This is a genomic window from Streptomyces sp. YIM 121038, from assembly GCF_006088715.1.
GTDB lineage: Bacteria > Actinomycetota > Actinomycetes > Streptomycetales > Streptomycetaceae > Streptomyces.
On the sequence record NZ_CP030771.1, the window covers coordinates 6,644,786 to 6,669,089 of the forward strand.

At 72.4% G+C, this 24,304-nt stretch carries 18 protein-coding genes; 11 read left to right on the forward strand and 7 right to left on the reverse strand.

From position 1 onward, the window contains the following. The first annotated feature begins 15 nt into the window (after positions 1–15). The gene (locus C9F11_RS28685) at positions 16–387 is read left to right on the forward strand and encodes a DUF6191 domain-containing protein (protein ID WP_138961970.1); all 372 of its coding nucleotides are present in this window, start codon (positions 16–18) and stop codon (positions 385–387) included. A 122-nt stretch (positions 388–509) separates the two neighbouring features. On the opposite strand, the gene C9F11_RS28690 is transcribed toward C9F11_RS28685, so the two are convergent. Both C9F11_RS28690 and C9F11_RS28695 read right to left on the reverse strand, forming a co-directional pair. Continuing rightward, positions 510–1,652 (reverse strand): PQQ-dependent sugar dehydrogenase, encoded by a 1,143-nt coding sequence (locus C9F11_RS28690; protein ID WP_138961971.1) that lies wholly within the window; start codon positions 1,650–1,652, stop codon positions 510–512. A 367-nt stretch (positions 1,653–2,019) separates the two neighbouring features. After that, complete coding sequence (locus C9F11_RS28695) at positions 2,020–3,012, reverse strand: aldo/keto reductase (RefSeq protein ID WP_138961972.1); 993 nt, start codon at positions 3,010–3,012, stop codon at positions 2,020–2,022. A gap of 126 nt (positions 3,013–3,138) precedes the next feature. On the opposite strand from C9F11_RS28695, the gene C9F11_RS28700 reads away from it, so the two are divergent. The 6 genes from C9F11_RS28700 to serA all read left to right on the forward strand — a co-directional run bounded on the left by C9F11_RS28700 (position 3,139) and on the right by serA (position 13,695). Beyond that, complete coding sequence (locus C9F11_RS28700) at positions 3,139–4,089, forward strand: 2-hydroxyacid dehydrogenase (protein ID WP_138961973.1); 951 nt, start codon at positions 3,139–3,141, stop codon at positions 4,087–4,089. Between the two features lie 768 nt (positions 4,090–4,857). Further along, positions 4,858–7,983, forward strand: coding sequence for an EAL domain-containing protein (locus C9F11_RS28710; protein ID WP_171076133.1), 3,126 nt, complete (start codon positions 4,858–4,860; stop codon positions 7,981–7,983). Between the two features lie 264 nt (positions 7,984–8,247). Beyond that, positions 8,248–10,110 (forward strand): acetolactate synthase large subunit, encoded by a 1,863-nt coding sequence (locus C9F11_RS28720; protein WP_138961975.1) that lies wholly within the window; start codon positions 8,248–8,250, stop codon positions 10,108–10,110. A 44-nt stretch (positions 10,111–10,154) separates the two neighbouring features. After that, on the forward strand, positions 10,155–10,679 hold the full coding sequence (ilvN, locus tag C9F11_RS28725; RefSeq protein WP_138961976.1) for an acetolactate synthase small subunit: 525 nt from the start codon (positions 10,155–10,157) through the stop codon (positions 10,677–10,679). A gap of 86 nt (positions 10,680–10,765) precedes the next feature. Continuing rightward, entirely contained in the window at positions 10,766–11,764 is a 999-nt protein-coding gene (ilvC, locus tag C9F11_RS28730; RefSeq protein WP_138961977.1) for a ketol-acid reductoisomerase, read from the forward strand. A 326-nt stretch (positions 11,765–12,090) separates the two neighbouring features. Next, a complete protein-coding gene (serA, locus tag C9F11_RS28735; RefSeq protein ID WP_138961978.1) occupies positions 12,091–13,695 on the forward strand; it encodes a phosphoglycerate dehydrogenase in 1,605 nt (534 codons plus the stop codon). Positions 13,696–13,780: 85 nt separating this feature from the next. On the opposite strand, the gene C9F11_RS28740 is transcribed toward serA, so the two are convergent. Further along, positions 13,781–15,283 carry an MFS transporter gene (locus C9F11_RS28740; RefSeq protein ID WP_138961979.1) on the reverse strand — a complete coding sequence of 501 codons (1,503 nt, stop codon included), beginning with the start codon at positions 15,281–15,283 and terminating at the stop codon, positions 13,781–13,783. Positions 15,284–15,380: 97 nt separating this feature from the next. On the opposite strand from C9F11_RS28740, the gene C9F11_RS28745 reads away from it, so the two are divergent. Continuing rightward, on the forward strand, positions 15,381–15,983 hold the full coding sequence (locus C9F11_RS28745; protein ID WP_138961980.1) for a TetR/AcrR family transcriptional regulator: 603 nt from the start codon (positions 15,381–15,383) through the stop codon (positions 15,981–15,983). Here C9F11_RS28745 and C9F11_RS28750 read toward each other — a convergent pair. Further along, complete coding sequence (locus tag C9F11_RS28750; RefSeq protein WP_138961981.1) at positions 15,969–17,138, reverse strand: helix-turn-helix domain-containing protein; 1,170 nt, start codon at positions 17,136–17,138, stop codon at positions 15,969–15,971. The two genes, C9F11_RS28745 and C9F11_RS28750, sit on opposite strands and share 15 nt — an antisense overlap. Positions 17,139–17,397: 259 nt before the next feature. Between C9F11_RS28750 and C9F11_RS28755 the strand changes: the two genes are divergently transcribed. Together C9F11_RS28755 and pruA are read left to right on the forward strand one after the other, a co-directional pair. Continuing rightward, complete coding sequence (locus C9F11_RS28755) at positions 17,398–18,324, forward strand: proline dehydrogenase family protein (RefSeq protein WP_138961982.1); 927 nt, start codon at positions 17,398–17,400, stop codon at positions 18,322–18,324. A gap of 54 nt (positions 18,325–18,378) precedes the next feature. Beyond that, on the forward strand, positions 18,379–20,010 hold the full coding sequence (gene pruA / locus C9F11_RS28760) for an L-glutamate gamma-semialdehyde dehydrogenase (RefSeq protein WP_138961983.1): 1,632 nt from the start codon (positions 18,379–18,381) through the stop codon (positions 20,008–20,010). 74 nt (positions 20,011–20,084) lie between these two features. On the opposite strand, the gene C9F11_RS28765 is transcribed toward pruA, so the two are convergent. Then, positions 20,085–20,960, reverse strand: a complete 876-nt coding sequence (locus C9F11_RS28765) for an alpha/beta hydrolase (protein WP_138961984.1) — start codon at positions 20,958–20,960, stop codon at positions 20,085–20,087. A gap of 144 nt (positions 20,961–21,104) precedes the next feature. Between C9F11_RS28765 and C9F11_RS28770 the strand changes: the two genes are divergently transcribed. Next, on the forward strand, positions 21,105–22,250 hold the full coding sequence (locus C9F11_RS28770; RefSeq protein ID WP_138961985.1) for an alkene reductase: 1,146 nt from the start codon (positions 21,105–21,107) through the stop codon (positions 22,248–22,250). Here C9F11_RS28770 and C9F11_RS28775 read toward each other — a convergent pair. Together C9F11_RS28775 and C9F11_RS28780 are read right to left on the reverse strand one after the other, a co-directional pair. Further along, entirely contained in the window at positions 22,229–22,960 is a 732-nt protein-coding gene (locus C9F11_RS28775; protein ID WP_138961986.1) for a nitroreductase family protein, read from the reverse strand. The two genes, C9F11_RS28770 and C9F11_RS28775, sit on opposite strands and share 22 nt — an antisense overlap. A 93-nt stretch (positions 22,961–23,053) precedes the next feature. Then, positions 23,054–24,280 (reverse strand): lysophospholipid acyltransferase family protein, encoded by a 1,227-nt coding sequence (locus C9F11_RS28780; RefSeq protein WP_249401920.1) that lies wholly within the window; start codon positions 24,278–24,280, stop codon positions 23,054–23,056. Positions 24,281–24,304: the final 24 nt, after the last annotated feature.

The following is a 24,304-nucleotide window of genomic DNA, read 5'->3' on the forward strand; positions in this document are numbered from 1 at the left end:
CCTTCGGGAGGCACCGTGTTCAACGTGTTCGAGCAGCTCTTCGCTCCCGGGCGCAAGCACACCGACGACGAGAAGAAGCGGCTCGAGCTGTCGCGCGTCGACGTGGACGACGGGGATCCGGGCCGGGGGCCCATAGACCTGTCCTCCGGCAAGGTGGTCGTCCGCGTGCCCCACCAGGCCGCGGAGGAGCCCCACTCGGCCTCCGACAACCCGGCCCCGGCTCCCGCCCCGGCCCCGGCTCCCGCCCCGGCCCCGGCTCCCGCCCCGGCCCCGGCTCCCGCCCCGGCCCCGGCTCCCGCCCCGGCCCCGGCTCCCGCCCCGGCCCCGGCTCCCGCCCCGGCCCCGGCTCCCGCCCCGGCCCCGGACGAGACCCCGCCCGCCACCTGAGCCCGGCCCCGGCCTCGGACGCCTGAGCCCGGCTCCGGCTCGGTTCCGGCTCAGCTCCGGCTCCGGCCCCGGCTCCGCTTGCCGCTCGGGTGCGGCTCCGGCCCCGGCCGCGCGTTCCCCCGCTACTTCACCCGCACCTCCAGGATCTTGTCGTCCCCCTTCTCCGGGGTGCCCCGGGAATCCGTCTCGCTCGTCACCAGCCAGAGCTTGTCGCCGCCCGCGGCGAGCACCGTGCGCAGTCTGCCGTGCTCCTCGGTGAGGAACGCCTGGGTCTTCGGCTCGCCGTCCACCCCGCGCACCGGGACGCGCCACAGCCGCTGGCCGCGCAGGCCCGCCATCCAGACCGAGCCCTCGGCACAGGCGACGCCGCTGGGGGAGGCCTCGGACGTCTTCCACTGGGCCACCGGGGCGTGGAATCCCTCGGCGCCTTCGTCGTCCTCGTCGCCCTTGCCCTCCACCTCGGGCCAGCCGTAGTTGTCCCCCGCCTTGATCTCGTTCAGCTCGTCCCAGGTGTCCTGGCCGAACTCCGAGGCCCACAGGCGCTTGTGTTCGTCCCAGGCGAGACCCTGCACGTTCCGGTGGCCGTACGAGAACACCGGGGAGTTCCCGAAGGGGTTGCCCGGGGCCGGCTCGCCCTCCGGGGTCAGGCGGAGGATCTTGCCGCCGAGGGACTTCTTGTCCTGGGCGAGACCGGTGTCGCCCGTCTCTCCCGTGCCCACGTACAACAGCTTGTCGGGGCCGAAGGCGATCCGGCCGCCGTTGTGGATCATGCCCTTGGGGATGCCCTTGAAGATCGTGTCGGGGGCTCCCAGGCGCTGGCCGGAGGGCTTGGCCTCGTCGTACAGCATCCGGGCCACGCGGTTGTCGGAGGCCGTCGTGAAGTACGCGTACACGAAGTGGTCCGAGGCGTACGTCGGGGACAGGGCGAGGCCCATCAGGCCGCCCTCGCCGCCGGGGTCCACCCCGGGCACCGTGCCCACCTCGGTCTTCTTGCCGGAGGTGCCGTCGACATGGGTGATCGTGCCCTCGTCCCGCGACGACACGAGCAGGTCGCCGCCGGGGAGCGCGGCGAGCCCCCACGGTGACTTCAGGCCCGTGGCCAAGGTCTTGGTGACCTTGGCCGAGCCTTCCTCGGGGGGTGGTGTCGCGCCGTCGTGCGACCGGGAGGCGCCGGGGTCGGTGCGCTTGCCGCCGTCCGGGGTGCCGTCGTCGTCCGACGAGCATGCGGTGGCCAGGAGGAGGGTGGTGGCCAAGGTGGCTGTCACGGCGAAACGTTGAGGACTCGGCACGGTGGGATCCCTTCGGCGCGGCGCTTCTCCTGTTCATACACCGCCGGAGCCCCACGCGTTCCCCGCCCCTGCCGGGACCTCCCCAAGCCCGCCCCTTCCCGATCCGGGGGCTGGCGCCCCTGGCACCCCGCCCTTCATCGCGCCGGCGCGCTCGTCCTCAAACGCCGGACGGGCTGGATGGTTGCCGGTGCGGACCGGTTCTCGTCCGCGGCCCGCACCGGAGACTTCCAGCTCGTCCGGGGTTTGAGGACGAGGCGCGGAGCGCCGATGAACGGGGGTGCGGGGGCGGAGCCCCCGGATCGGGAAGGGGCGGGCTCGGGGAGCCCCCGGCAGGGCTCTGCAGTCAGTCCCACGACCCCTGCGCGGCGGGCAAGGCCGCCAGGTCGGCCAGGTCCTGGGGGGAGAGGCGGAGCCCCGCCGCCCCCGCGTTCTCCCGCGCCCAGCGGTCCCGTTTCGCACCGGGTATCGGCACCACCTGGGCGCCCTGCGCGAGGACCCAGGCGAGGGCCGCCTGCGCGGGCGTCGCGCCGTGGCGGGCCGCGACCCGGCGCAGGCCCACGACCAGGGGCTGGTTGGCGGCCATCATCTCGGCGGTGAAGCGCGGGTGCCGGGCGCGCAGGTCGTCCCGCTCGAAGCCCTGACCCGGCGTCAGCGTGCCCGTGAGGAAGCCGTTGCCCAGCGGCATCGCGGCCAGGAAGCCCACGCCCCGCGCCGCGCACCACGGGAGCAGCGCGTCGAGGGCCTCCGGCGACCACAGCGACAGCTCGGCCTCCACCGCGGTCACCGGGAAGACCTGCTGGACCCGTTCGAGCTGGCGGATCGTGGTGTCGTGCATCCCGGCGCCGGACCGCCGCCGGGCCCGCGCCCCGACCGCGCACAGGCCGAGCGCCCGCACCTTTCCGGCCGTGACCAGGTCGGCCAGCGCGCCCCAGGTCTCCTCGATCGGCACCTCGGGGTCGGCGCGATGCAGCTGGTAGAGGTCGATGGTGTCGGTCTGGAGCCGCCGCAGCGACGCGTCGCAGGCGCGCTTCACATAGCCGGGGCGGCCGTTGGCGACGATGTGCTGATCGCCCACGAGCAGCCCGCACTTCGTCGACACGAAGGCCTCGCCGCGCCGCTCCCTGAGCACCCGGCCGACGAGCAGTTCGTTGGTGAACGGGCCGTACATGTCCGCGGTGTCGAGGAGCGTCGTGCCGTGGTCGAGCGCCGCGTGCACGGTCCGCATCGAGGCGTCACCGCGCTGTCGCGAGCCGGAGTACGCCCAGCTCATCGGCATGCAGCCGAGTCCGACGGCGCCCACCCCGAGCGCCCCGGCGCCGATCGTCCTGCGCTCCACCTGGTCGAACCCTCCCGCTGTCCCGCGATCCCTCGACTGTCTGCGATCTTCCGTCTGGGCGGCACCAAACGTAACCTCTGCGTCCCGGCACGCGGCGTGCGCCCTGTTCGCATTAGCCTCCTGACCATGACAACTGACGTATGGCTGCCGTTCGAAGAGACCGACGTCGAGGGTCTGCCCGCCGCGTCCGAGGCGGGTCTGACGTACCGCTACTGGGACGGCGGTCCGGACTACCCCGCCGATCCGGCCGACTGCGCGTTCTACGTAGTGCCGTACATGAAGAGCACCGACATCGTGGTGCCCCCGATGGCCGCCATGGCGTCGCTTCGGGTCGTGCAGACGCTGACGGCGGGCATCGACGCCCTGGAGCCCGGTCTGAGGTTCCTGCGGCCCGGCGTACAGCTGTGCAACGCGCGCGGCGTGCACGAGGCCAGCACCGCGGAGCTCGCGCTGACCCTGATCCTCGCCTCCCTGCGGGGTGTTCCGCGGTTCGTGGAGGGACAGCGGACACAGGAGTGGCACTCGGGGTTCTATCCGGCGCTCGCCGACAAGTCCGTCCTCGTCGTCGGGTACGGGTCGATCGGCTCCGCGATCGAGGACCGGCTCGCGCCGTTTGAATGCGCGCGGGTGGCGCGCGTCGCGCGCACCGAGCGCACCACGGCGCGCGGTGTGGTGCACTCGCTCGGCGAATTGCCCCGACTGCTTCCCGAAGCGGACGTCGTGGTGCTGTCCACGCCCCTCACGGAGGCCACCCGCGGCCTGGTGGACGCCGACTTCCTGGCGCGGATGAAGGACGGCGCGCTGCTCGTGAACGTGGCCCGCGGCCCGGTGGTCGACACCAAGGCCCTGCTCCCCGAGCTGGAGAGCGGCCGTCTCACCGCGGCCCTGGACGTCACCGACCCCGAGCCGCTGCCCGCCGGTCACCCGCTGTGGCGGAGCCCGGGGGTGCTGATCAGCCCGCACGTGGGCGGTTCGTCGTCCGCGTTCGCGCCGCGCGCCCGGCGCCTGTTGACCGCCCAGCTGCGGCGGTACGTCACCGGGGAGCCGCTGTCCCACGTCGTTCTGACGACCTCGTGACCCCAATGACCTCGTGAGCCCAAGGGTGTCGTAACCCGTCGCAATCCCAATATTCAGGGCTTCGGAGCGCGGCCCTCCGGCCTGCGGCGGCTTCACAAGTCGGTCAGGATCGGTCGATATCCGGCGCACCGTGACCGCCTGGAACCGGCGTTGCGCCTTCTGTGCACGCTCCGCACTCACTCGTGTGCGCCGCGTGTCCATATTGACGAGTGTAGTCACGCAGCGTAGAGCAGACCTGTCCCTGAGTGACGAGGCTGGTGTATCGTCCCGACAGGGGCTGCGCCGTGCACCGTTCGGCGCCGGGGATCGAGTACCGAGACTGCGAGGGGGGCGACGGGCGATGCACGGCCTATGGGCGAACGATCCGAAGCGGCGGGACCACCGCCCGCGACTCTCGCGCACACCGGCCCACGGACGTCGGCACCGCGCCCGGCGGCACCGGCACCCGCACCGCGCCGCCAGGCGCCGTCCACAGCGGTCGGAGGTCGGCGCATGGCAGCCATCAGGGCGGACGAGCGGCCGTCGGTCCACGGATCCGGCGCCCCCCGGCGGACAGCGGCAGGGCCCCTGTACCCCGCCTGTCCCGTCGACGGGACCGGGGTCCTACGGCCCGGTGCCGGATGGAACCCGTGGTGCCACGAAGGGCCTCCCGCGCGCGGTGCGTGGACGCGGCCCCCGTGGCCGTGGCACCGGCGCGCGCAGCGAGGTGGCCCGGTGAGCGGGCAGGCGGCCTCCGCGGCCGTCCTGGAGGGCGGCCTCGGCGCCCCCATGGCCTCGCCGGGCGCCCCCATGGCCCGCCGCCCGGCGCCGAGCGGCGGCACGGGCCTGCTCTCCCAGGTCTTCCTGCTGCTGGTCTGCGGCGGCTATGCGACCGGGTCCGCCCTCGGCTGGGGCTCGGACCGGCTCGCGCTCATCATGGGCGACTTCGGCCTCAGCGCCGCCGCCGCGGCCGCCGCCGTCTCCTGCTTCTTCTACTCCCGCACCCGGCGCAGCCGCTTTCGACCCGCGTGGCTGCTGTTCGCGCTCTCCTCCGCGATGGCGGCCTGCGGAAACGCGGTGTGGGGATGGCACGAGGTCGTCCTGCGGCAGACCGTGCCCGAGCGCGGCTTCGCGGACCTGTTCTTCCTCTGCTTCGCTCCGCCCGCCATCATCGGGCTGCTCGTGCTCGCCAAACGCCCGGTCACCAAGGCCGGATGGGTGTGCCTCGGGCTCGACGCGTGGCTCATCGGCGGCTCGCTGCTCACGCTCTCCTGGAGCCTCGCCCTCGCGCACACCGCGCAGTTCGACGGGCCCGGCGTCGCGCACGCCGCGCTGTCGCTCGCGTATCCGCTCCTGGACATCGCCCTCGTCAGCATGGTCCTGGCGCTGCACTTCAGGCGCTCATCGGCGAACCGCACCGCCGTGAACACCGCCATCGGGGCCCTCGCGCTGACCGTGATGTGCGACGCCCTGTTCACCTCGCCGCTGCTGCACGCCAGTTACCGCTCCGGCCAGCTGCTCGACGCGGGCTGGTTCGCGGGCTCGCTGCTCCTCGCGTACGCCCCGTGGGCGGCGCCCCGGCCGGGACGCATCGAACCGGACCCCCCGCGCGCGGCCCACCGCCCGTACGGCAGGACGCGCATCGCGGGCGTGCACGACGTACGCGGGGCCCGCGACGTCCACGACGTGCGGGGCGCCCGCGACTTCCACGACGTACGCGATCCACGGGACGTACGCGATCCCCACGAGGGGCGCGACCACCGCGACCACCGCGATCTCCGTGATCCGCGTGACCTTCGTGATCCCCGTGACGTGCGCGACGGGCGCGAGGTCCGCGACCACGAGCGGGGCGACGACGGACGGTACGCGACGACGCGGCCCATCGCCGGTTCGCTCGCCGCCCTCACGCCGTACCTGGCCGCCGCGGTCTGCACGCTCGGGATCCTCTACAACGTCCTGAACGGGCGCAGCGTCGACGAGGTCGTGCTCTTCACCGCGGGCACCGTCGTCCTCGCGCTCGTCGTGCGCCAGGGCATCATGCTGCTCGACAACATCACGCTGACCCAGGAACTGGCCCAGAAGGAGAACCACTTCCGCTCCCTGGTGCAGGGGTCCAGCGACGTCATCATGATCGCCGCCCCGAGCGGCATCCTGCGCTACGTCAGCCCGGCCGCCGCCGGGGTCTACGGCCGCGAGGCCGACGACCTCGTCGGCTCGGAGCTGGCCACGCTCATGCACCCCGAGGACCTCGGCCGCGTGGTCCACGAGGTGCGCCGCTTCCTCGCCGCCAACCCCGTGGAGGAGCCCACGACGCGGATCGAATGCCGCTTCAAGTCCGGCAGCGGTGAATGGCTGAACGTGGAGTCCACCGTCAACCGCCACCACGGCGGTCTCATCTTCAACAGCCGGGACGTGACCGAACGGGTGCGCCTCCAGGCGCAGTTGCAGCACAACGCCGAGCACGATCCGCTCACCGACCTGCCCAACAGGGCGCTTTTCACCCGCCGAGTCGCGCAAGCGCTCGGCGGTCGCAGAGTCACCGACCGGGGCACGGCCGTGCTCTTCATCGACCTCGACGGCTTCAAGGCCGTCAACGACACCATCGGCCACCAGGCGGGCGACGAACTCCTCGTGATGGCCGCCCAGCGCCTCCAGGAGGCCGTCCGCGCGTCGGACACCGCCTCGCGCCTCGGCGGCGACGAGTTCGCCGCCCTCATCGTCGGCGACGGCACCCGCGACCAGGCCGCCCGCGAGAAGCACATCATGGAGCTCGCCGACCGGCTGCGGCTCAGACTCTCGCAGCCGTACGACATCGGCGGCAACGATGTCCGGGTCGCCGCGTCCATCGGCGTCGCCTTCGCCGAGCCGGGCGTCGGCGCGGGCGAGCTGCTGCGCAACGCCGACCTGGCGATGTACCGCGCGAAGGCCGCGGGCAAGGGCCGCGTGGAGCTGTACGCCCCGCAGATGCAGGCCGACGTCGCCCGCAAGGCCGAGCTCGCCACGCGCCTGCGCAGCGCCCTGCACGAGGGCGAGTTCGCGCTCCTGCACCAGCCCGTGGTGGCGCTCGACAGCGGCCGGATCACCTCGGTCGCCGCCCAGGCGCGGTGGCGCTCGGCCCAGGGCATCCTGTTCACGCCCGCCGAGTTCCTGCGCACCGCCGAGGACGGCGACCGCACCGCCGAGCTGGGCCGCTGGCTGCTCCAGGAGGCCGTCGAGCAGGCCGCGGAGCGCGCCATCGCCGGGCACGCGATGCCCGTCTCCGTGCGGATCGGGGCGCGCCGTCTGGTCGACCGCTCCCTGCCGCTCGGCTCCCTGGAAGCCCTGCTCACCCGGCACGGCCTGCCCTCCGGCGCGCTCGTCATCGAGCTCGCGGACAGCGACCCGCGGGTCTCCCTCGACGAGCTCGAGCGCCGCCTCACCTCCCTGCGGCGGCTCGGCGTCCGCGTGGCGCTCGACGGCTTCGGCAGCGGCTGCGCGGCGATCACGGCCCTGCGGCGCCTCCCCGTCGACGTGCTGAAGCTGGACCGCGGGCTCGTCGAGGGCGTCGTGGAGTCCGCCCGGCTGCGCAAGATCACGGCCGGTCTCCTGCGCATCGCCACCGACCTCGGCCTCGACTCCGTCGCCGACGGCGTGGACCACCCCGAGCAGGTCGTGGCGCTGCGCGCGATGGGCTGCACCCACGGCCAGGGCATGGCGTTCTCCGGCCCGCTCGACGAGTACCGGCTGCGCCGGGCGCTCGCGATGGGGGAGTACCCGGTGCCGCGCGGCCCCGTGGAGCCGGTGTGCGTGGGCGGCCCCGCCGTGGCGCCCCCGGCCGCCTTCGGCGGCGCGGGCGCGGCCTACGCGGCCGGGACGGTGGCCGGGACCACCCCGTTCGGCCTCTCACATGCTGAGACGCCCGTCCCACCTACTTGACAGGTGTGGCGCGCCGGGGGGAGGGTCAGTGCCATGCGCACCCGAATTCTCGTACTTGGAAAGCGCGTCGGCTGAAGCTGGGAAGTCCGGTTCCTGACACCGGAGAAATCCAGCGACCGCACCCGGCGCGCTCCCCTCGCTTGCCCCACGGCACGAGGGGTTTTTTGTTGCACCAGCACTGCCAAACCCAGGCAAAAACCCCGCTAAATCTCCGCCCGACGTCGGGGCGGAACCTCAGCGAAAACCCTCAGCATCGAGAAGAGAATGCCGATGACCGAGCAGGCCACCGGGGCCAGCCATCCGCAGCCGCGGCCCCGATCCTCTGGACAGCAGCAGTCCGCGCCCGTCGAGCACGTCACGGGTGCGCAGTCCCTGATCCGTTCGCTCGAGGAAGTCGGGGCCGACACCGTATTCGGCATTCCCGGAGGCGCGATCCTCCCGGCGTACGACCCGATGATGGACTCCACGCGCGTCCGTCACATCCTCGTCCGCCACGAGCAGGGCGCGGGCCACGCGGCCACCGGCTACGCCCAGGCCACCGGCAGGGTCGGCGTCTGCATGGCCACCTCGGGCCCCGGTGCCACCAACCTGGTCACGCCCATCGCCGACGCCCACATGGACTCGGTGCCGCTCGTCGCCATCACCGGCCAGGTCTCCTCCAAGGCCATCGGCACCGACGCCTTCCAGGAAGCGGACATCGTCGGCATCACCATGCCGATCACCAAGCACAACTTCCTGGTCACCAAGGCCGAGGACATCCCGCGCACGATCGCGGAGGCCTTCCACATCGCCTCCACGGGCCGCCCGGGCCCCGTCCTCGTCGACATCGCCAAGGACGCCCTCCAGGCGCGCACCACGTTCTCCTGGCCGCCCCAGCAGGAGCTGCCCGGCTACCGCCCGGTGACCAAGCCGCACGCCAAGCAGATCCGCGAGGCGGCCAAGCTCATCACCGCCGCGAAGCGCCCCGTCCTGTACGTCGGCGGCGGCGTCATCAAGGCCGGTGCCACCGCCGAGCTGAAGGTCCTCGCCGAGCTCACCGGCGCGCCCGTCACCACCACCCTGATGGCGCTCGGCGCGTTCCCCGACAGCCACCCGCTGCACGTGGGGATGCCGGGCATGCACGGTGCGGTCACCGCCGTCACCGCGCTGCAGAAGGCCGACCTGATCGTCGCCCTCGGCGCCCGCTTCGACGACCGCGTCACCGGCAAGCTGGACAGCTTCGCGCCGTACGCGAAGGTCGTGCACGCCGACATCGACCCGGCCGAGATCGGCAAGAACCGCGCCGCCGACGTGCCGATCGTCGGCGACGCCCGCGAGGTCATCGCCGACCTCGTCCAGGCCCTGCAGGCCGAGCACACCGCGGGCCACACCGGCGACTACACCGCCTGGTGGGCCGACCTGAACCGCTGGCGCGAGACGTACCCGCTCGGCTACGACCACCCCGACAACGGCCAGCTCTCGCCCCAGCAGGTCATCGAGCGCATCGGCCAACTGGCCCCCGAGGGCACGGTCTTCGCCGCGGGCGTCGGCCAGCACCAGATGTGGGCCGCGCACTTCATCCAGTACGAGCAGCCCGCGACCTGGCTCAACTCCGGCGGCGCAGGGACGATGGGCTACGCCGTCCCGGCCGCCATGGGCGCCAAGGCGGGCCGCCCCGACAAGACGGTCTGGGCGATCGACGGCGACGGCTGCTTCCAGATGACCAACCAGGAACTCACCACCTGCGCCCTGAACAACATCCCGATCAAGGTCGCCATCATCAACAACGGCGCCCTGGGGATGGTCCGCCAGTGGCAGACGCTGTTCTACAACCAGCGCTACTCCAACACCGTCCTGCACAGCGGCCCCGACGCGGACGGCAAGCAGCCGAGCGCCGGCACCCGCGTCCCGGACTTCGTCAAGCTGTCCGAGGCGATGGGCTGCTACGCGATCCGCTGTGAGGACCCGGCCGACCTCGACAAGGCCATCGAAGAGGCCAACGCCATCAACGACCGGCCCGTCGTCATCGACTTCATCGTCCACGAGGACGCCCAGGTCTGGCCGATGGTCGCGGCGGGCACCTCGAACGACGAGGTCATGGCCGCCCGGGGCGTGCGCCCCGACTTCGGCGACGGCGAAGACGACTGACGGCCCACGGAACACGAGGCAGAGGCACGAGAACCATGACTCCCATGTCGAAGCACACGCTCTCCGTCCTGGTGGAGAACACCCCCGGCATCCTGGCCAGGATCGCCGCCCTCTTTTCCCGCCGCGGCTTCAACATCGACTCGCTCGCCGTCGGCGTCACCGAGCACCCCGACATCTCACGCATCACCATTGTCGTGAACGTCGCGGACCTGCCGCTCGAACAGGTCACGAAGCAGCTCAACAAGCTGGTGAACGTCCTGAAGATCGTCGAACTGGAGCCGGGCTCGGCCGTTCAGCGCGAACTCGTCCTCGTGAAGGTGCGCGCCGACAACGAGACCCGCTCCCAGATCGTCGAGATCGTCCAGCTGTTCCGCGCCAAGACCGTGGACGTCTCGCCCGAGGCCGTGACCATCGAGGCCACCGGGTCGAGCGACAAGCTGGAGGCCATGCTCAAGATGCTCGAACCCTTCGGCATCAAGGAGCTGGTGCAGTCCGGCACCATCGCGATCGGCCGCGGCTCGCGCTCGATCACGGACCGCAGCCTGCGGGCGCTCGACCGCACCGCCTGACGTTCCGCATTCCGGAACCCCCCGACCTTCCTGTCCGAGCCCGCCGTACGGTGGGACGCAACATCAGCACACAGAGGAGTTTCCCAGTGGCCGAGCTGTTCTACGACGCCGACGCCGACCTGTCCATCATCCAGGGCCGCAAGGTCGCGGTCATCGGTTACGGCAGCCAGGGACACGCCCACGCCCTTTCGCTGCGCGACTCCGGTGTGGACGTCCGGGTCGGTCTGCACGAGGGCTCCAAGTCGAAGGCCAAGGCCGAGGAGCAGGGCCTGCGCGTGGTCACGCCCGCCGAGGCGTCCGAAGAGGCCGACGTCATCATGGTCCTGGTCCCGGACCCCATCCAGGCCCAGGTCTACGAGGAGTCCATCGCCCCGCACCTCAAGGAGGGCGACGCGCTGTTCTTCGGCCACGGCCTGAACATCCGCTTCGGCTTCATCAAGCCCCCGGCGGGCGTCGACGTCTGCATGGTCGCCCCCAAGGGCCCGGGCCACCTGGTGCGCCGTCAGTACGAGGAGGGCCGCGGCGTTCCCTGCATCGCGGCCGTCGAGCAGGACGCCACCGGCAAGGGCTTCGAGCTCGCCCTGTCGTACGCCAAGGGCATCGGCGGCACCCGCGCCGGTGTCATCAAGACGACCTTCACCGAGGAGACCGAGACCGACCTGTTCGGTGAGCAGGCCGTGCTCTGCGGCGGCACCGCCGCGCTGGTCAAGGCGGGCTTCGAGACCCTCGTCGAGGCGGGCTACCAGCCGGAGATCGCCTACTTCGAGTGCCTGCACGAGCTGAAGCTGATCGTCGACCTCATGTACGAGGGCGGCCTGGAGAAGATGCGCTGGTCGGTCTCCGAGACCGCCGAGTGGGGCGACTACGTCACGGGCCCGCGGATCATCACGGACGCCACCAAGGCCGAGATGAAGAAGGTCCTCGCCGAGATCCAGGACGGCACGTTCGCGAAGCAGTGGATGGACGAGTACCACGGCGGCCTGAAGAAGTACAACGAGTACAAGCAGCAGGACCAGGACCACCTCCTGGAGACCACGGGCAAGGAGCTGCGCAAGCTCATGTCCTGGGTCAACGACGACGAGTAGGGCGTACTCCGGTGGGGCCGGGGCACATCGCCCCGGCCCCCCGGGCACATCGCCCCGGCCCCTCGGGCACGAGGACACGGGGCTCCGCCCCGGACCCCGCTCCTCAAACGCCGGAGGGGCTGGATCTTGCCCTCCGCGGTTGTCCGCCGTGTCCAGCCACGTCCGGGTGATCCTTCCAGTCAGGCGCATAAGGCCCCGGCAGCCGCCACTACACTGCAAACCACATTCGCGTCAGGCCCACAGCGTCGTGCGTCTTCCACGCGGAGCCACCTCCACCGCCTGCGGCCGTCGGGACGGCCGTCCGCATTGGACTTGTGAGGACTCACGTGAGCACTGCTGCCAACGGCAAACCGGTCGTACTCATCGCTGAAGAGCTGTCGCCCGCGACCGTCGAAGCCCTGGGCCCGGACTTCGAGATCCGGCGCTGCAACGGCGCGGACCGCGCGGAGCTGCTGCCCGCCATCGCCGACGTCGACGCCATCCTGGTCCGCTCCGCGACCAAGGTCGACGCCGAGGCCATCGCCGCCGCCCGCAAGCTGCGGGTCGTCGCCCGCGCGGGCGTCGGCCTCGACAACGTCGACGTCTCCGCCGCCACCAAGGCCGGCGTCATGGTGGTGAACGCGCCCACCTCGAACATCGTGACCGCCGCCGAGCTGGCCTGCGGTCTGATCCTCGCCACCGCCCGCAACATCCCGCAGGCCAACACGGCGCTGAAGAACGGCGAGTGGAAGCGCTCCAAGTACACCGGTGTCGAGCTGGCCGAGAAGACCCTCGGCGTCGTCGGCCTCGGCCGCATCGGCGCGCTCGTGGCGCAGCGGATGTCCGCGTTCGGCATGAAGGTCGTCGCCTACGACCCGTACGTGCAGCCCGCGCGCGCCGCGCAGATGGGCGTGAAGGTGCTCTCGCTCGACGAGCTGCTCGAGGTCTCCGACTTCATCACCGTGCACCTGCCGAAGACGCCCGAGACCGTGGGCCTCATCGGGGACGAGGCGCTGCACAAGGTCAAGCCCGCAGTGCGCGTCGTCAACGCCGCCCGCGGCGGCATCGTCGACGAGGAGGCGCTGTACTCGGCGCTCAAGGAGGGCCGCGTCGCGGGCGCCGGCCTCGACGTGTACGCGAAGGAGCCGTGCACCGACTCCCCGCTGTTCGAGCTGGACCAGGTGGTGTGCACCCCGCACCTCGGCGCGTCCACCGACGAGGCCCAGGAGAAGGCGGGCATCTCGGTCGCCAAGTCCGTACGCCTCGCGCTCGCGGGCGAGTTGGTGCCCGACGCGGTCAACGTCCAGGGCGGTGTCATCGCCGAGGACGTGCGCCCCGGCCTGCCGCTCGCGGAGAAGCTCGGCCGGATCTTCACCGCCCTCGCGGGCGAGGTCGCGGTGCGGCTCGACGTCGAGGTGTACGGCGAGATCACCCAGCACGACGTGAAGGTGCTCGAACTGTCCGCCCTCAAGGGCGTGTTCGAGGACGTGGTCGACGAGACCGTCTCGTACGTGAACGCGCCGCTGTTCGCCCAGGAGCGCGGTGTCGAGGTGCGGCTCACCACCTCCTCCGAGTCGCCGGACCACCGGAACGTGGTCACCGTGCGCGGCACCCTCGGCGACGGCGAGGAGGTCGCGGTGTCCGGCACGCTCGCCGGTCCCAAGAACCACCAGAAGATCGTCGCGGTCGGCGAGTACGACGTGGACCTGGCGCTCGCCGACCACATGGTCGTGCTGCGGTACGCGGACCGCCCGGGTGTCGTGGGCACCGTCGGGCGCGTCCTCGGGGAGGCCGGGATCAACATCGCCGGGATGCAGGTCGCTCGCGCTGACGTGGGCGGGGAGGCGCTGGCCGTCCTCACCGTCGACGACACCGTGCCGCCCGCGGTGCTCGCGGAGGTCGCCGCCGAGATCGGGGCGACGTCCGCCCGCTCGGTGAACCTGGCCGACTGACAGGCCTCGCTCCATCGGCGCTGCGCGCCGCGTCCTCAAACGCCGGACGGGCTGGAAACCTCCAGCCCGTCCGGCGTTCGGCGTGTCAGCGCAGGGACTTGGCAGCCAGGCCCGCGGCCAGCAGGAGCACCGCCGCGCCCACCAGGGCCGCGATGTGCATGCCGCTGGTGAAGGCGGAGCGGGCCGCCCCGGTCAGGGCGTCCGCCGCCGTGGGCGGCAGGTGGGAGGCGACCGCCACGGCGCCGCCCAGGGTCTCGCGGGCCGCGTCCGGAGCCGTGTCCGGCATGTCGTGGCGGAACACCGCGGTGCCGATGGAGCCCAGGACCGCCATCCCGAGGGCGCCGCCGAACTCCTGGCCCGTCTCCAGGAGCGAGGAGGCCGCCCCCGCCTTCTCCGCGGGGGCCGCGCCGAGCGCCAGGTCCGTCAGCTGGGAGCCCACGACCACCGCCCCGCAGGCGAGCACCCCGGCCCCGGCGAGCACCGTCCACATCGCGTCCGTACCGGCGAGGAACAGCAGGCCGTAGCCGCAGGCGGAGAGGACGAACCCGCCCGCGACGACCCGGGCCCTGGCCACGCCCCCGCGCACCGCCGCCGTGGCGGCCGGCGCGGCGAAGCCGATGAGGGCCGAGGGGAGCAGCGCCCACAGGGCGGCCTCCAGGGCGCTCTTGCCGAGCACCGACTGGAGGTACTGCGTCGTGAAGTACGCCGAGCCCAGCATCGCGAAGGACGAGATGAGGTTCAGCGCGACGGCGGCGCCGAAGCCCCGGCCGCCGCGGAACAGGGCGGGGGAGATCAGCGGCGAGGACGCCGTGAGCTGGCGGCGTACGAAGAGCACGGCGAACAGGGCGCCGACCGCGAGCGAGACGACGTACGGCCACCGCACCCCCTCGGACGGCAGCTCCTTCAGGCCGTAGACGACGGGCAGCACCGCGGCCATCGACAGCGGCACGCTCAGCAGGTCGAAGCGGCCCGGGTGCGGGTCCTTGGACTCGGGGATGAGCGCGGGCGCGAGGAGCAGGAGCAGCGCCATCGCGGGCAGGTTGACCAGGAACACCGAGCCCCACCAGAAGAACTCGACCAGGCCGCCGCTGAGGACCGAGCCGAGGGCGACCCCGCCGACCATGACGCCGGACCAGATGCCGATCGCCTTGGCGCGCTGTTCGGGGTCGCGGAACATCGTGCGGACGAGCGCCATCGTGGACGGCATCAGGGTCGCGCCGCCGATGCCGAGGACCGCGCGGGCGGCGATGAGCATGCCGGGCCCGGTGGCGTAGGCGGCGGTGACGGACGCCGCGCCGAAGGCGGCCGCGCCGATCAGCAGGAGCTTGCGGCGGCCGATGCGGTCGCCGAGCGAGCCCATGGTCATCAACAGGCCCGCCAGCACGAACGCGTAGATGTCGAAGATCCACAGCTGCTGGGTGCCGCTGGGCCGCAGGTCGGCGTTTATCGCGGGGACCGCGAAGTAGAGGACCGACACGTCCATCGACACGAGCAGCAGCGGCAGCATCAGGACGGCCAGGGCGGTCCATTCCCTGCGGCCCGCGCGCTCGGTGGCGGGGGAGGGCGGCGGCGTGGTTGTCGTGGTCATGGAGCAGGACTGTACGGACGTCTTAGACGCTTGTCTAGAACGAATGTATAAGACGCTTGTCTTGTACGGGTGTCTGGGGCGGACGTAGGGTGCGGGCATGGGACACCGTGAGGATCTGCTCGCAGGGGCCAGGCGCTGCCTGCTGGAGAAGGGCTTCGTGCGCACCACGGCCCGTGACGTCGTCAAGGAGTCGGGCACGAATCTCGCGTCGATCGGCTACCACTATGGCTCGAAGGACGCGCTGCTCGCCGAGGCCTACATCTCGCTCATCGAGGAGCTCGGGGACGGCTTCGGGGCGCCGCCGGACGACGCCGGGGCGGGCGGCTCGATCGAGCGGTTCGAGAAGGTGTGGGGCAACATCGTCCAGTCGTTCCCGCAGGCGCGCGGGATCTGGCTGCTGACCCTGGAGTTCGTCACACAGGGCGAGCGGCTCGCCGGGGTGCGGGACATCATGGTCAAGGCCCAGGAGCAGGGGCGCGCGGGCCTCGCCGCGCTGTTCCTCGACCTCGACGAGGCCGCCCTGCCGCGGGACGTCGTGGACGCCGAGGGACGCTTCTACACCACCCTGCTCAACGGCCTCATGGTCCAGTGGCTCTTCGACCCGGGCTCGGCCACCACGGCCGCCCAGCTCACCGAGGGCCTGCGGCGGGTGGCGGAGCGGGCCTCGGCGGCGGAGGGCGCGCGGCTAGTGCAGCCGTGACGCCTTCAGGGCCATATGCAGGAGCAGCCGGTCCTCACCCTCGTCCAGGTCCAGCTTCGTGAGCTGCTCCACGCGCGACAGGCGGTAGTACAGCGTCTGGCGGTGGATGCCCAGCTCCGCCGCCGCGCGGCCCGCCTGGCCCGCGCAGTCGAGGAACACCTCGGCGGTGCGGGCCAGTTCGCGGTGTGCGGGGGTCAGCAGCGCGCGGGCCACCGCGTCCTGCGCGGCCTCCACGGGCAGCGCGGTCAGAAGGCGGTAGGGGCCGATGTCCGACCAGCGGGCGAGGGGCCCGAAGCGCGGCTCGGCGAGCGCCGTGCGGGCCGCCGCCGACGCCTCCGCCCAGGCCGCGCCCAGGTCCTCCAGGCCGTGCCGGGCGCCCGCGACCCCGGCCGTCGCGCCGCCGCCCGCCGTCTCGGCGAGCCGGGAGGCGGTCGTGATCGCCGGGGTCAGGGCGTCCGCCGAGCGCAGCCGCACCAGCACCGCGAGCGACTGCGCCACGGCGCCCGCCGTGAGCCACGGCACCGTGCACAGGGCCGTCGCCCCCGGCACCGTCCGCAGCGCGGGCGCGTCCTCGGGGCCCGCCGCGGGCCAGGGCGCGACGCACACCACCGCGTGCAGGCCCTCGCCGCGCGGCCCGAGCGCCGTGCGCAGCGCCGCCACCGCCATGTCCCGCTGCCAGCCGCGCTCCGCCGTCAGGACCGCCCGGAACTCGCGGGTCAGGTCGGCGCCCGCCTGGGCCTCGTCGGCGAGCAGCGCGCCGATGCGGGCGGCCACCTCCATGGCGGCGCCGAGCCGCGCGTCCGAGGGGCCCGGCTCGTCGTCGAGGAGCCACACATAGCCGAGGGCGTACCCCCGGTGGCGTACCGGGAGGCAGATGCGGCCGCGGTGCACGCCCGCCTCCGGGGTCGGCGGGATGCGGACCGGCGCGGTGGCGCGCGTGATGCCGAAGCTCTCGAACCAGGTGCGGACCGCCGCCGTGGAGCGACGGGTGAGGATCGAGCGGGTGCGGACCGGGTCGAGGTCGGCCGCCTCGAAGCCGTCGCCGCCGTCGTGCGCGCCGAAGGCGATCAGCTCGAAGTCGCGGTTCTCCAGGGTCGCGGGCGCGCCGAGGAGGGCCGAGATCTCGTCGACCAGTTCCTGATAGTCGCCCTTCACCCGTGCCCTTCCTTCGCTCCGTGCGGGCTGTCGCCCCTACCCGGATACCTCGTCGTCAATGCTTTCGAAAGCCATTCTCGCGCAGTCCGGCGCCGGGCTCAGACATCTGTCTGAGATCCAGCCCACGGATGCGTGACAGGTGTCGATAGCACAGGATCGGAGGGATCCTTAGGTTTCACGGTGGTTCTCCGTGCCGTACCAGTTTTGTCGCAAAAGCGATGTCGGTGCGGCTTCGTTCGTACTCCCGTGGAGGTGCCCCGTGCTGGCTCCCGTGATCCTTGCCGCGTCGCGCAGCGACAAGATGCGCCGTCTCGTGTCGGCGGCGCCGGGCACCAAGCAGGTCGTCGACCGCTTCATCGCCGGCGAAACCGTCGACCAGGTCGTCCCGATCGTCGAGGACGCCGTCGGCAAGGGCCTGGAGGTCACCCTCGACGTCGTCGGTGAGGACATCACCACCGTCGAGCAGTCGCACGCCGCGCGCGACGCCTACCTGGAGCTCATCGAGCGCCTCAAGGACCTGGGCTTCGGCGAGAAGGCCGAGATGTCCGTGAAGCTGTCGATGTTCGGCCAGGCGCTGGAGAACGGCCACGAGCTGGCCCTCGCCAACGTCCGCCCGGTCGTCGAGGCCGCCGCCGCCATCGGCACCACCGTGACCCTCGACGCCGAGGACCACACGACGCTCGACTCGATGTTCGCCATCCACGAGGAGCTGCGGAAGGACTTCCCGCAGACCGGATGCGTCATCCAGGCGTACCTCTTCCGCACCGAGGACGACGCCCGCCGACTGGCCGAGAACGGCAGCCGCGTGCGCATCGTGAAGGGGGCGTACAAGGAGCCCGTCGAGGTCGCGTACCAGGACAAGGCGGAGATCGACAAGGCGTACGTCCGCATCCTGAAGATCCTGATGAACGGCAAGGGGTACCCGATGATCGGGTCCCACGACCCGCGGCTGATAGCCATCACCCAGGAGCTGGCCCGGCGCGCCGGGCGCAAACTGGACGAGTACGAATTCCAGATGCTGTACGGCATCCGCAGCGAGGAGCACCTGCGGCTCGCGGCGGAGGGCCACCGGATGCGCGTCTACACCGCCTTCGGCACCGACTGGTACGGCTACTTCATGCGCCGTCTCGCGGAGAAGCCGGCGAACCTGCTGTTCTTCGGCCGTTCCATCCTCACCAAGGGCTGAGCCGCCCGCCCCCTCCCGTACAGAGCCCCCGCACACAAAGGAGCCAAGGAACTCATGGACGCTGTGACCCAGGTCCCCGCCCCGGTCAACGAGCCGGTACACGGCTACGCCCCGGGTTCCCCGGAGCGCGCCCGGCTCGAGGCCAAGCTCAAGGAGCTGTCCGAGAACCCGATCGAGCTGCCGATGACCATCGGCGGCGTCAAGCGCCTCGGCGGCGGCGAGCCCTTCCAGGTCGTCCAGCCGCACAACCACAAGGCCGTCATCGGCACCGGCCGCGGTGCCACGCAGCAGGACGCGCAGGACGCCGTCGACGCCGCCCTCGCCGCCGCCCCGGCCTGGCGCGCCATGTCCTTCGACGACCGCGCCGCGATCATCCTGCGCGCCGCCGAGCTGCTGTCCACGACGTGGCGCGAGACGCTGGCCGCCTCCACCATGCTCGGCCAGTCCAAGACCGCCCAGCAGGCCGAGATCGACACCCCCTGCGAGCTCGTCGACTTCTGGCGCTTCAACGTGAAGTACGCCCGTGACCTGCTCGCCGAGCAGCCCCCGGCGAACTCCACCGGGGTGTGGAACCGTCTGGACCACCGCCCGCTCGAGGGCTTCGTCTACGCGATCACGCCGTTCAACTTCACGGCCATCGCGGGCAACCTCCCGACCGCCCCGGCCCTGATGGGCAACGTGGTCGTGTGGAAGCCGTCCCCGACGCAGACGCACGCCGCGGTGCTGCTCATGCAGCTCCTGGAGGAGGCGGGCCTGCCCAAGGGCGTCATCAACCTGGTGACCGGCGACGGCATCGCCGTCTCCGAGGTGGCCCTGCACCACCCGGACCTGGCCGGCATCCACTTCACCGGCTCGACCCGCACCTTCCAGCACCTGTGGAAGACGGTCGGCACCAACATCGAGAAGTACCGCTCCTACCCGCGCATCGTGGGCGAGACGGGCGGCAAGGACTTCGTGGTGGCGCACCCCAGCGCCGACCGCGCCGTCCTGAAGACCGCGCTGACCCGCGGCTCCTTCGAGTTCCAGGGCCAGAAGTGCTCGGCGACCTCGCGCGCCTACATCCCGGCCTCCATCTGGAACGACGGGTTCAAGGAGGAGTTCGCGGCCGAGGTCGACGGCATCAAGATGGGTGACGTCACCGATCTGTCGAACTTCATCGGCGCCGTCATCGACGACCGCGCGTTCGCCAAGAACAAGGCGGCGATCGACCGCGCCAAGGCCGACGAGACCTGCACGATCGTCGCGGGCGGCAGCTACGACGACTCCGAGGGCTACTTCGTGCGCCCGACCGTCGTCGAGTGCACCGACCCGGCCAACGAGGTCTTCAAGGACGAGTACTTCGGCCCGTTCCTGGCCGTCTACGTCTACGAGGACGAGAAGTACGACGAGATGCTGACCCAGATGGAGTCGGTGTCGGCCTACGCGCTCACCGGCTCGGTCATCTCCAAGGACCGCGCCGCCGCCGCGTACACGATGGAGAAGCTCCGCTACGCCGCGGGCAACTTCTACATCAACGACAAGTCGACCGGCGCCGTCGTCGGCCAGCAGCCCTTCGGCGGCGGCCGTGCCTCCGGCACCAACGACAAGGCGGGCGCCCCGCAGAACCTGATGCGCTGGACCCTGACCCGCGCCATCAAGGAGACCCTGGTCGCGCCGACCGACTACGGCTACCCGCACATGGGCTGACCTCTGCCCCTGGTGATCCCCGCCCCCGGCCCGGGCCCCACCCCGGCCGGGGGCGGTGCCGTATCCGCACCCGCTCAGCGCGCCCGGCGGCCGAGGAAGTCCTCGATCAGCCCGGCGATCAGCCCGGCGTGCGTCTCCAGGGCGAAGTGCCCCGCGGGCAGCAGGTGCACCTCGGCGTCGGGCAGGTCCCGCTGGAAGGCGAGGGCGCCGTCGCGCACGAAGATCTGGTCGTGCGCGCCCCACACCGCGAGCACCGGCACTCCGCTCTCGCGGAAGTACGCCTGGAAGTCCGGGTACAGCGCGATGTTGCTGCCGTAGTCGCCCATCAGGGCGAGCTGGACGGCGTCCTGGCCCGCGCGCGCCATGTCCGCGGTGTCGCGCTCCCAGGCGTCCGGGCTGATCAGGTCGCGGTAGCGCTCGGGAACGCCGTGCGTGTACTGCCACTTGATGCCCTCGGGGGAGCGGATCTCCCGCACGGCCGCGGCCGTCTCCTCGTTCGGGTCCTTGATGTACGCGAACACCGGCGCCCAGGCCTCCGCGCCGAGCCCCTCCTCGTAGGCGTTGCCGTTCTGCGTGACGATCGCCGTGATCCGCCCGGGGTGGGCGAGGGCGAGGCGCAGCCCGATCGGCGCGCCGTAGTCCTGGACGTACAGCGCGAACCGGGTCAGGCCGATCCGCTCGGTGAACTCGGCGGTGACGTCGGCCAGTTCGGCGAACGTGTACGGGAAGGCGTCGGCGGCGGGCGTCGCCGAGCGGCCGAAGCCGATGTGGTCGGGGGCGATGACGCGGTAGCGGTGGGCGAGCCGCGGGATGAGGTCCCGGAACATGTGCGAGCTGGACGGGAAGCCGTGCAGCAGGAGCAGCACGGGGGCGTCGGCGGGCCCCGCCTCGCGGTAGAAGACCTCGTGGCCGCGGACGGTGGCGGTGCGGTAGTGGACCTGAGTGCTCATTCCTCTAACCCCTCAAGAAGTCTTTGGCGGTTGGCGCGAGACGAGTGGACCACGCCCAGCTCTAACCAGTCAAGATATTTTTAAGGGTTAGGTGGAGGGTGGGGACTTGAATCTGACACCTGTGTCAGCTTCTACCGTTCCGGCATGACGCAGCACACGCTCCTCACCCCGTACTCCGCCCCCTTCGGCCACCTGCCCAACCGCATGGTCATGGCCCCCATGACCCGCTTCCGCGGGGAGGAGGACGGCACCCCGCAGCCGATCGTCGCCGACTACTACGCCCAGCGGGCGGGCGCCGGTCTCATCGTCACCGAGGGCATCTGGCCCAGCAGCCGCGGCCAGAGCGGCTGGCGCATCCCCGGCCTGGAGACGGCGGCCCACGTCGCGGGCTGGCGGCGGGTCACCGACGCCGTGCACGCCGCGGGCGGGCGGATCTACGCCCAGCTCATGCACGGCGGCCGGCACGGCCACCCGCTGTCCCGCATCGACGGCGACGCGCCCGCCGCCCCGTCGGCCGTGGTCTCACCCGAGCTGGTGCACGTGCGCGACGGCGGCAAGGCCGAGCCGGTGACCCCGCGCGTGATGACCCTCGACGACATCCGCACCGCCGTCGACGACCACGTGGCCGCCGCCCGCAACGCCGTCGCGGCGGGCTTCGACGGCGTCGAACTGCACGGCGCCAACAGCTACTTGATCCACCAGTTCCTCGCGGACAACACCAACCTCCGCGACGACGCGTACGGCAGGGGGTCGGTCGAGAACCGCATCCGGTTCGCCGTGGAGGTGGTCCGCGCGGTCGCCGAGGCGATCGGCGCCGGGCGGCTCGGCCTGCGGCTCTCCCCGGGCAACCCGCAGTTCGGCATGGCCGAGGCCGACCCCGGGCCGGTCTACCGCGCCCTGCTCGACGAGCTCGACGGCCTCGGCCTCGCCTATCTGCACCTGACCGACAACGACCGCTACCCGGCCCTGGCCGAGCTGCGCCCGCACTGGAGCGGCACCCTCATCGCCAACGTCGGCGAGAACGGCGACCCGACGACGAAGGAGGCGGGCGAGGCCGTCATCGCCGACGGCCGCGCCGACCTCGTCTCCTACGGCAGGGCGTTCCTCACCACCCCGGACCTGCCGCACCGCTTCGCCGTGGGCGCGCCGCTGAACGACTTCGACGCGGCGCACCTGTACACGAGCGGCCCCGAGGGGTACACCGACTACCCCTCACTGGACGCCCTGGACGCCCTGGACGCCCCGGAAGCGGGGGAGGCCCGCGCGCTTCAGACCTCCACGAGCACCTGATCGAGGGACTTGCGCACCAGGTCCGGCACCTGGCAGTCCGGCGCCGGATAGCCGACGGGTATCACCGCGAACGCCTTCTCGTTCTCCGGCCGCCCGAGCACCTCCGACAGGAACCGCATCGGGCTCGGCGTGTGCACGAGCGCGGCGAGCCCCGACAGGTGCAGCGCGGAAAGCAGCATGCCGACCGCGATGCCGACCGACTCGTCGACGTAGTAGTGCTTGTGCTTGGTGCCGTCCTCGCCCAGCCAGTAGCGCTGCTGGAACACGACGATCAGGGCGGGCGCGTCCGTCAGGTGCGGCTTCACCTCGTCGGTGCCCAGCGGGCGCAGCGCGGCCAGCCACTCCTCGCCGAGCCGCCCGTCGTAGGAGATCCGCTCCTCGTGCTCGGCGGCCTCGCGGATGCGGCGGCGCACCTCGGGGTCCTGTACGAGGACGAACGTCCACGGCTGCTGGTGCGCGCCCGACGGCGCGGTCGCCGCGCACGCGACGGCGTCCCGGACGACCTGCGGCGGCACCGGGTCCGACGAGAACTGCCGCACCGTGCGCCGCTGCTGCATCCGCTGCCTCAACTCGGCCGCGTGCGTCAGGGATTCGGCCGCGGGCATGCGGGCGGGACGGTACGGCACGGAGCGGTACGACTGCCCGTGGATGGGCGTCCAGCGCTCGGCGGGGTGTCCGGTCTCCGGCTTGTGCTGTTCGGTATCAGGCATGCCTAGATTCTGGGACCGGGGGCGGCGGTGCGCCATGGTGCGTACCTATGGAGTGTGCGCGAGGTGTCCGTGCGGGTCCGTGCGCCCGGCCCCTCAGCTCCAGCCCGCCACGATCAGCCCGAGGCCCGTCGCGAACCCGCCGCCCAGCAGGGCCAGATAGGCGCCGTAGTGGCGGCGGAGCCGGTGCGCGAGGAAGCCGAAGGCGCCGAAGCCCAGGCCCACGCCGAGGGTGCGCGCGCCGCGCGAGAGCGCCGACCGGGCCAGCCAGTCGGGGACCGCGACCTCCGCGCGGCCCGCCTCGGCCGCGTACACCTTGAACGGGACGCCGTTCCACGGCTGGTGGCGGACCGCCGCCGCGCCCTCGGCCGCCAGCTCCTGGCGTACTTCCGCGCGCATCCGGTCGGTGGTGAGGGGGTGCGGCACCTGTACGCCGGACGCCGCGAGGTGCAGGGCCAGGAGTCCGCCGGTGAGGCTGCCGCCCAGGGCCGCCAGGGCCAGCTTCAGGGACCTGCGGGGCAGTGCCACACACGCGGTCGCGAGGAAGAGCTCCGGCATCAAAGGCCAGCTCAGCGCCTCCGCGCACGCCCACGCGAACGCCAGCGGCAGGCCCCAGCGGGAGCCGGCCGCCGCCGCGACCCGCCGCCGGGCGCGGGAGTCCCGCAGCGGCTCGGCGGCGGTGCGCCGGTGCAGCTCGGCCACCGCCGCACGCGCCTCCTCGGCCGTCACGGCCGGCGGCAGCGGCTCGCCGATCGTCACGCGCACCAGGGCCGGGCGCAGCCTGCCGTGCTTGGGGAGCAGGCGGTCCGTGCCCGCGATGCCCACGGGGACGACCGGCACGCCCGCCTCCCTGGCCAGGACCAGGGCGCCCCGGTGGAACGTGCCCAGCTCGCCCCGGCGGGCGCGGGTGCCCTCCGGGAACAGCACCACCGCGTGGCCCGCGCGCAGCGCGTCCGCCCTGGCCAGGAGGTCGTCCATGCCGCCGCCCGTGCGCCGCACGGGGAAGCCCGCGGCCAGGCGGGCGCAGACGCGGCGCCGCCAGGGCGAGGCGAACCAGTAGTCGGCGGCTGCGGCGATGGTGGGGCGGTGGCGCGCGTCGAGGGCCGCGAGCAGGGCCGCGGTGTCGGCGTGCGAGGTGTGGTTGGCCACGACCACGCAGCCGCCCTGAGGCAGGGCGCCCTCGCGGGTGATGCCGCCGGTCAGGGTGAGGAGGGTGCGCCACAGGGCCGCCCTCGCGGGGGCGCCCCAGGCCCGCCCCTTCCCGAACCGGGGGCCGCCGCCCCCGGGCCCCCGCCCTTTCGGCGCCGCGCGCCTCGTCCTCAAACGCCGGACGGGCTCGGACACCCC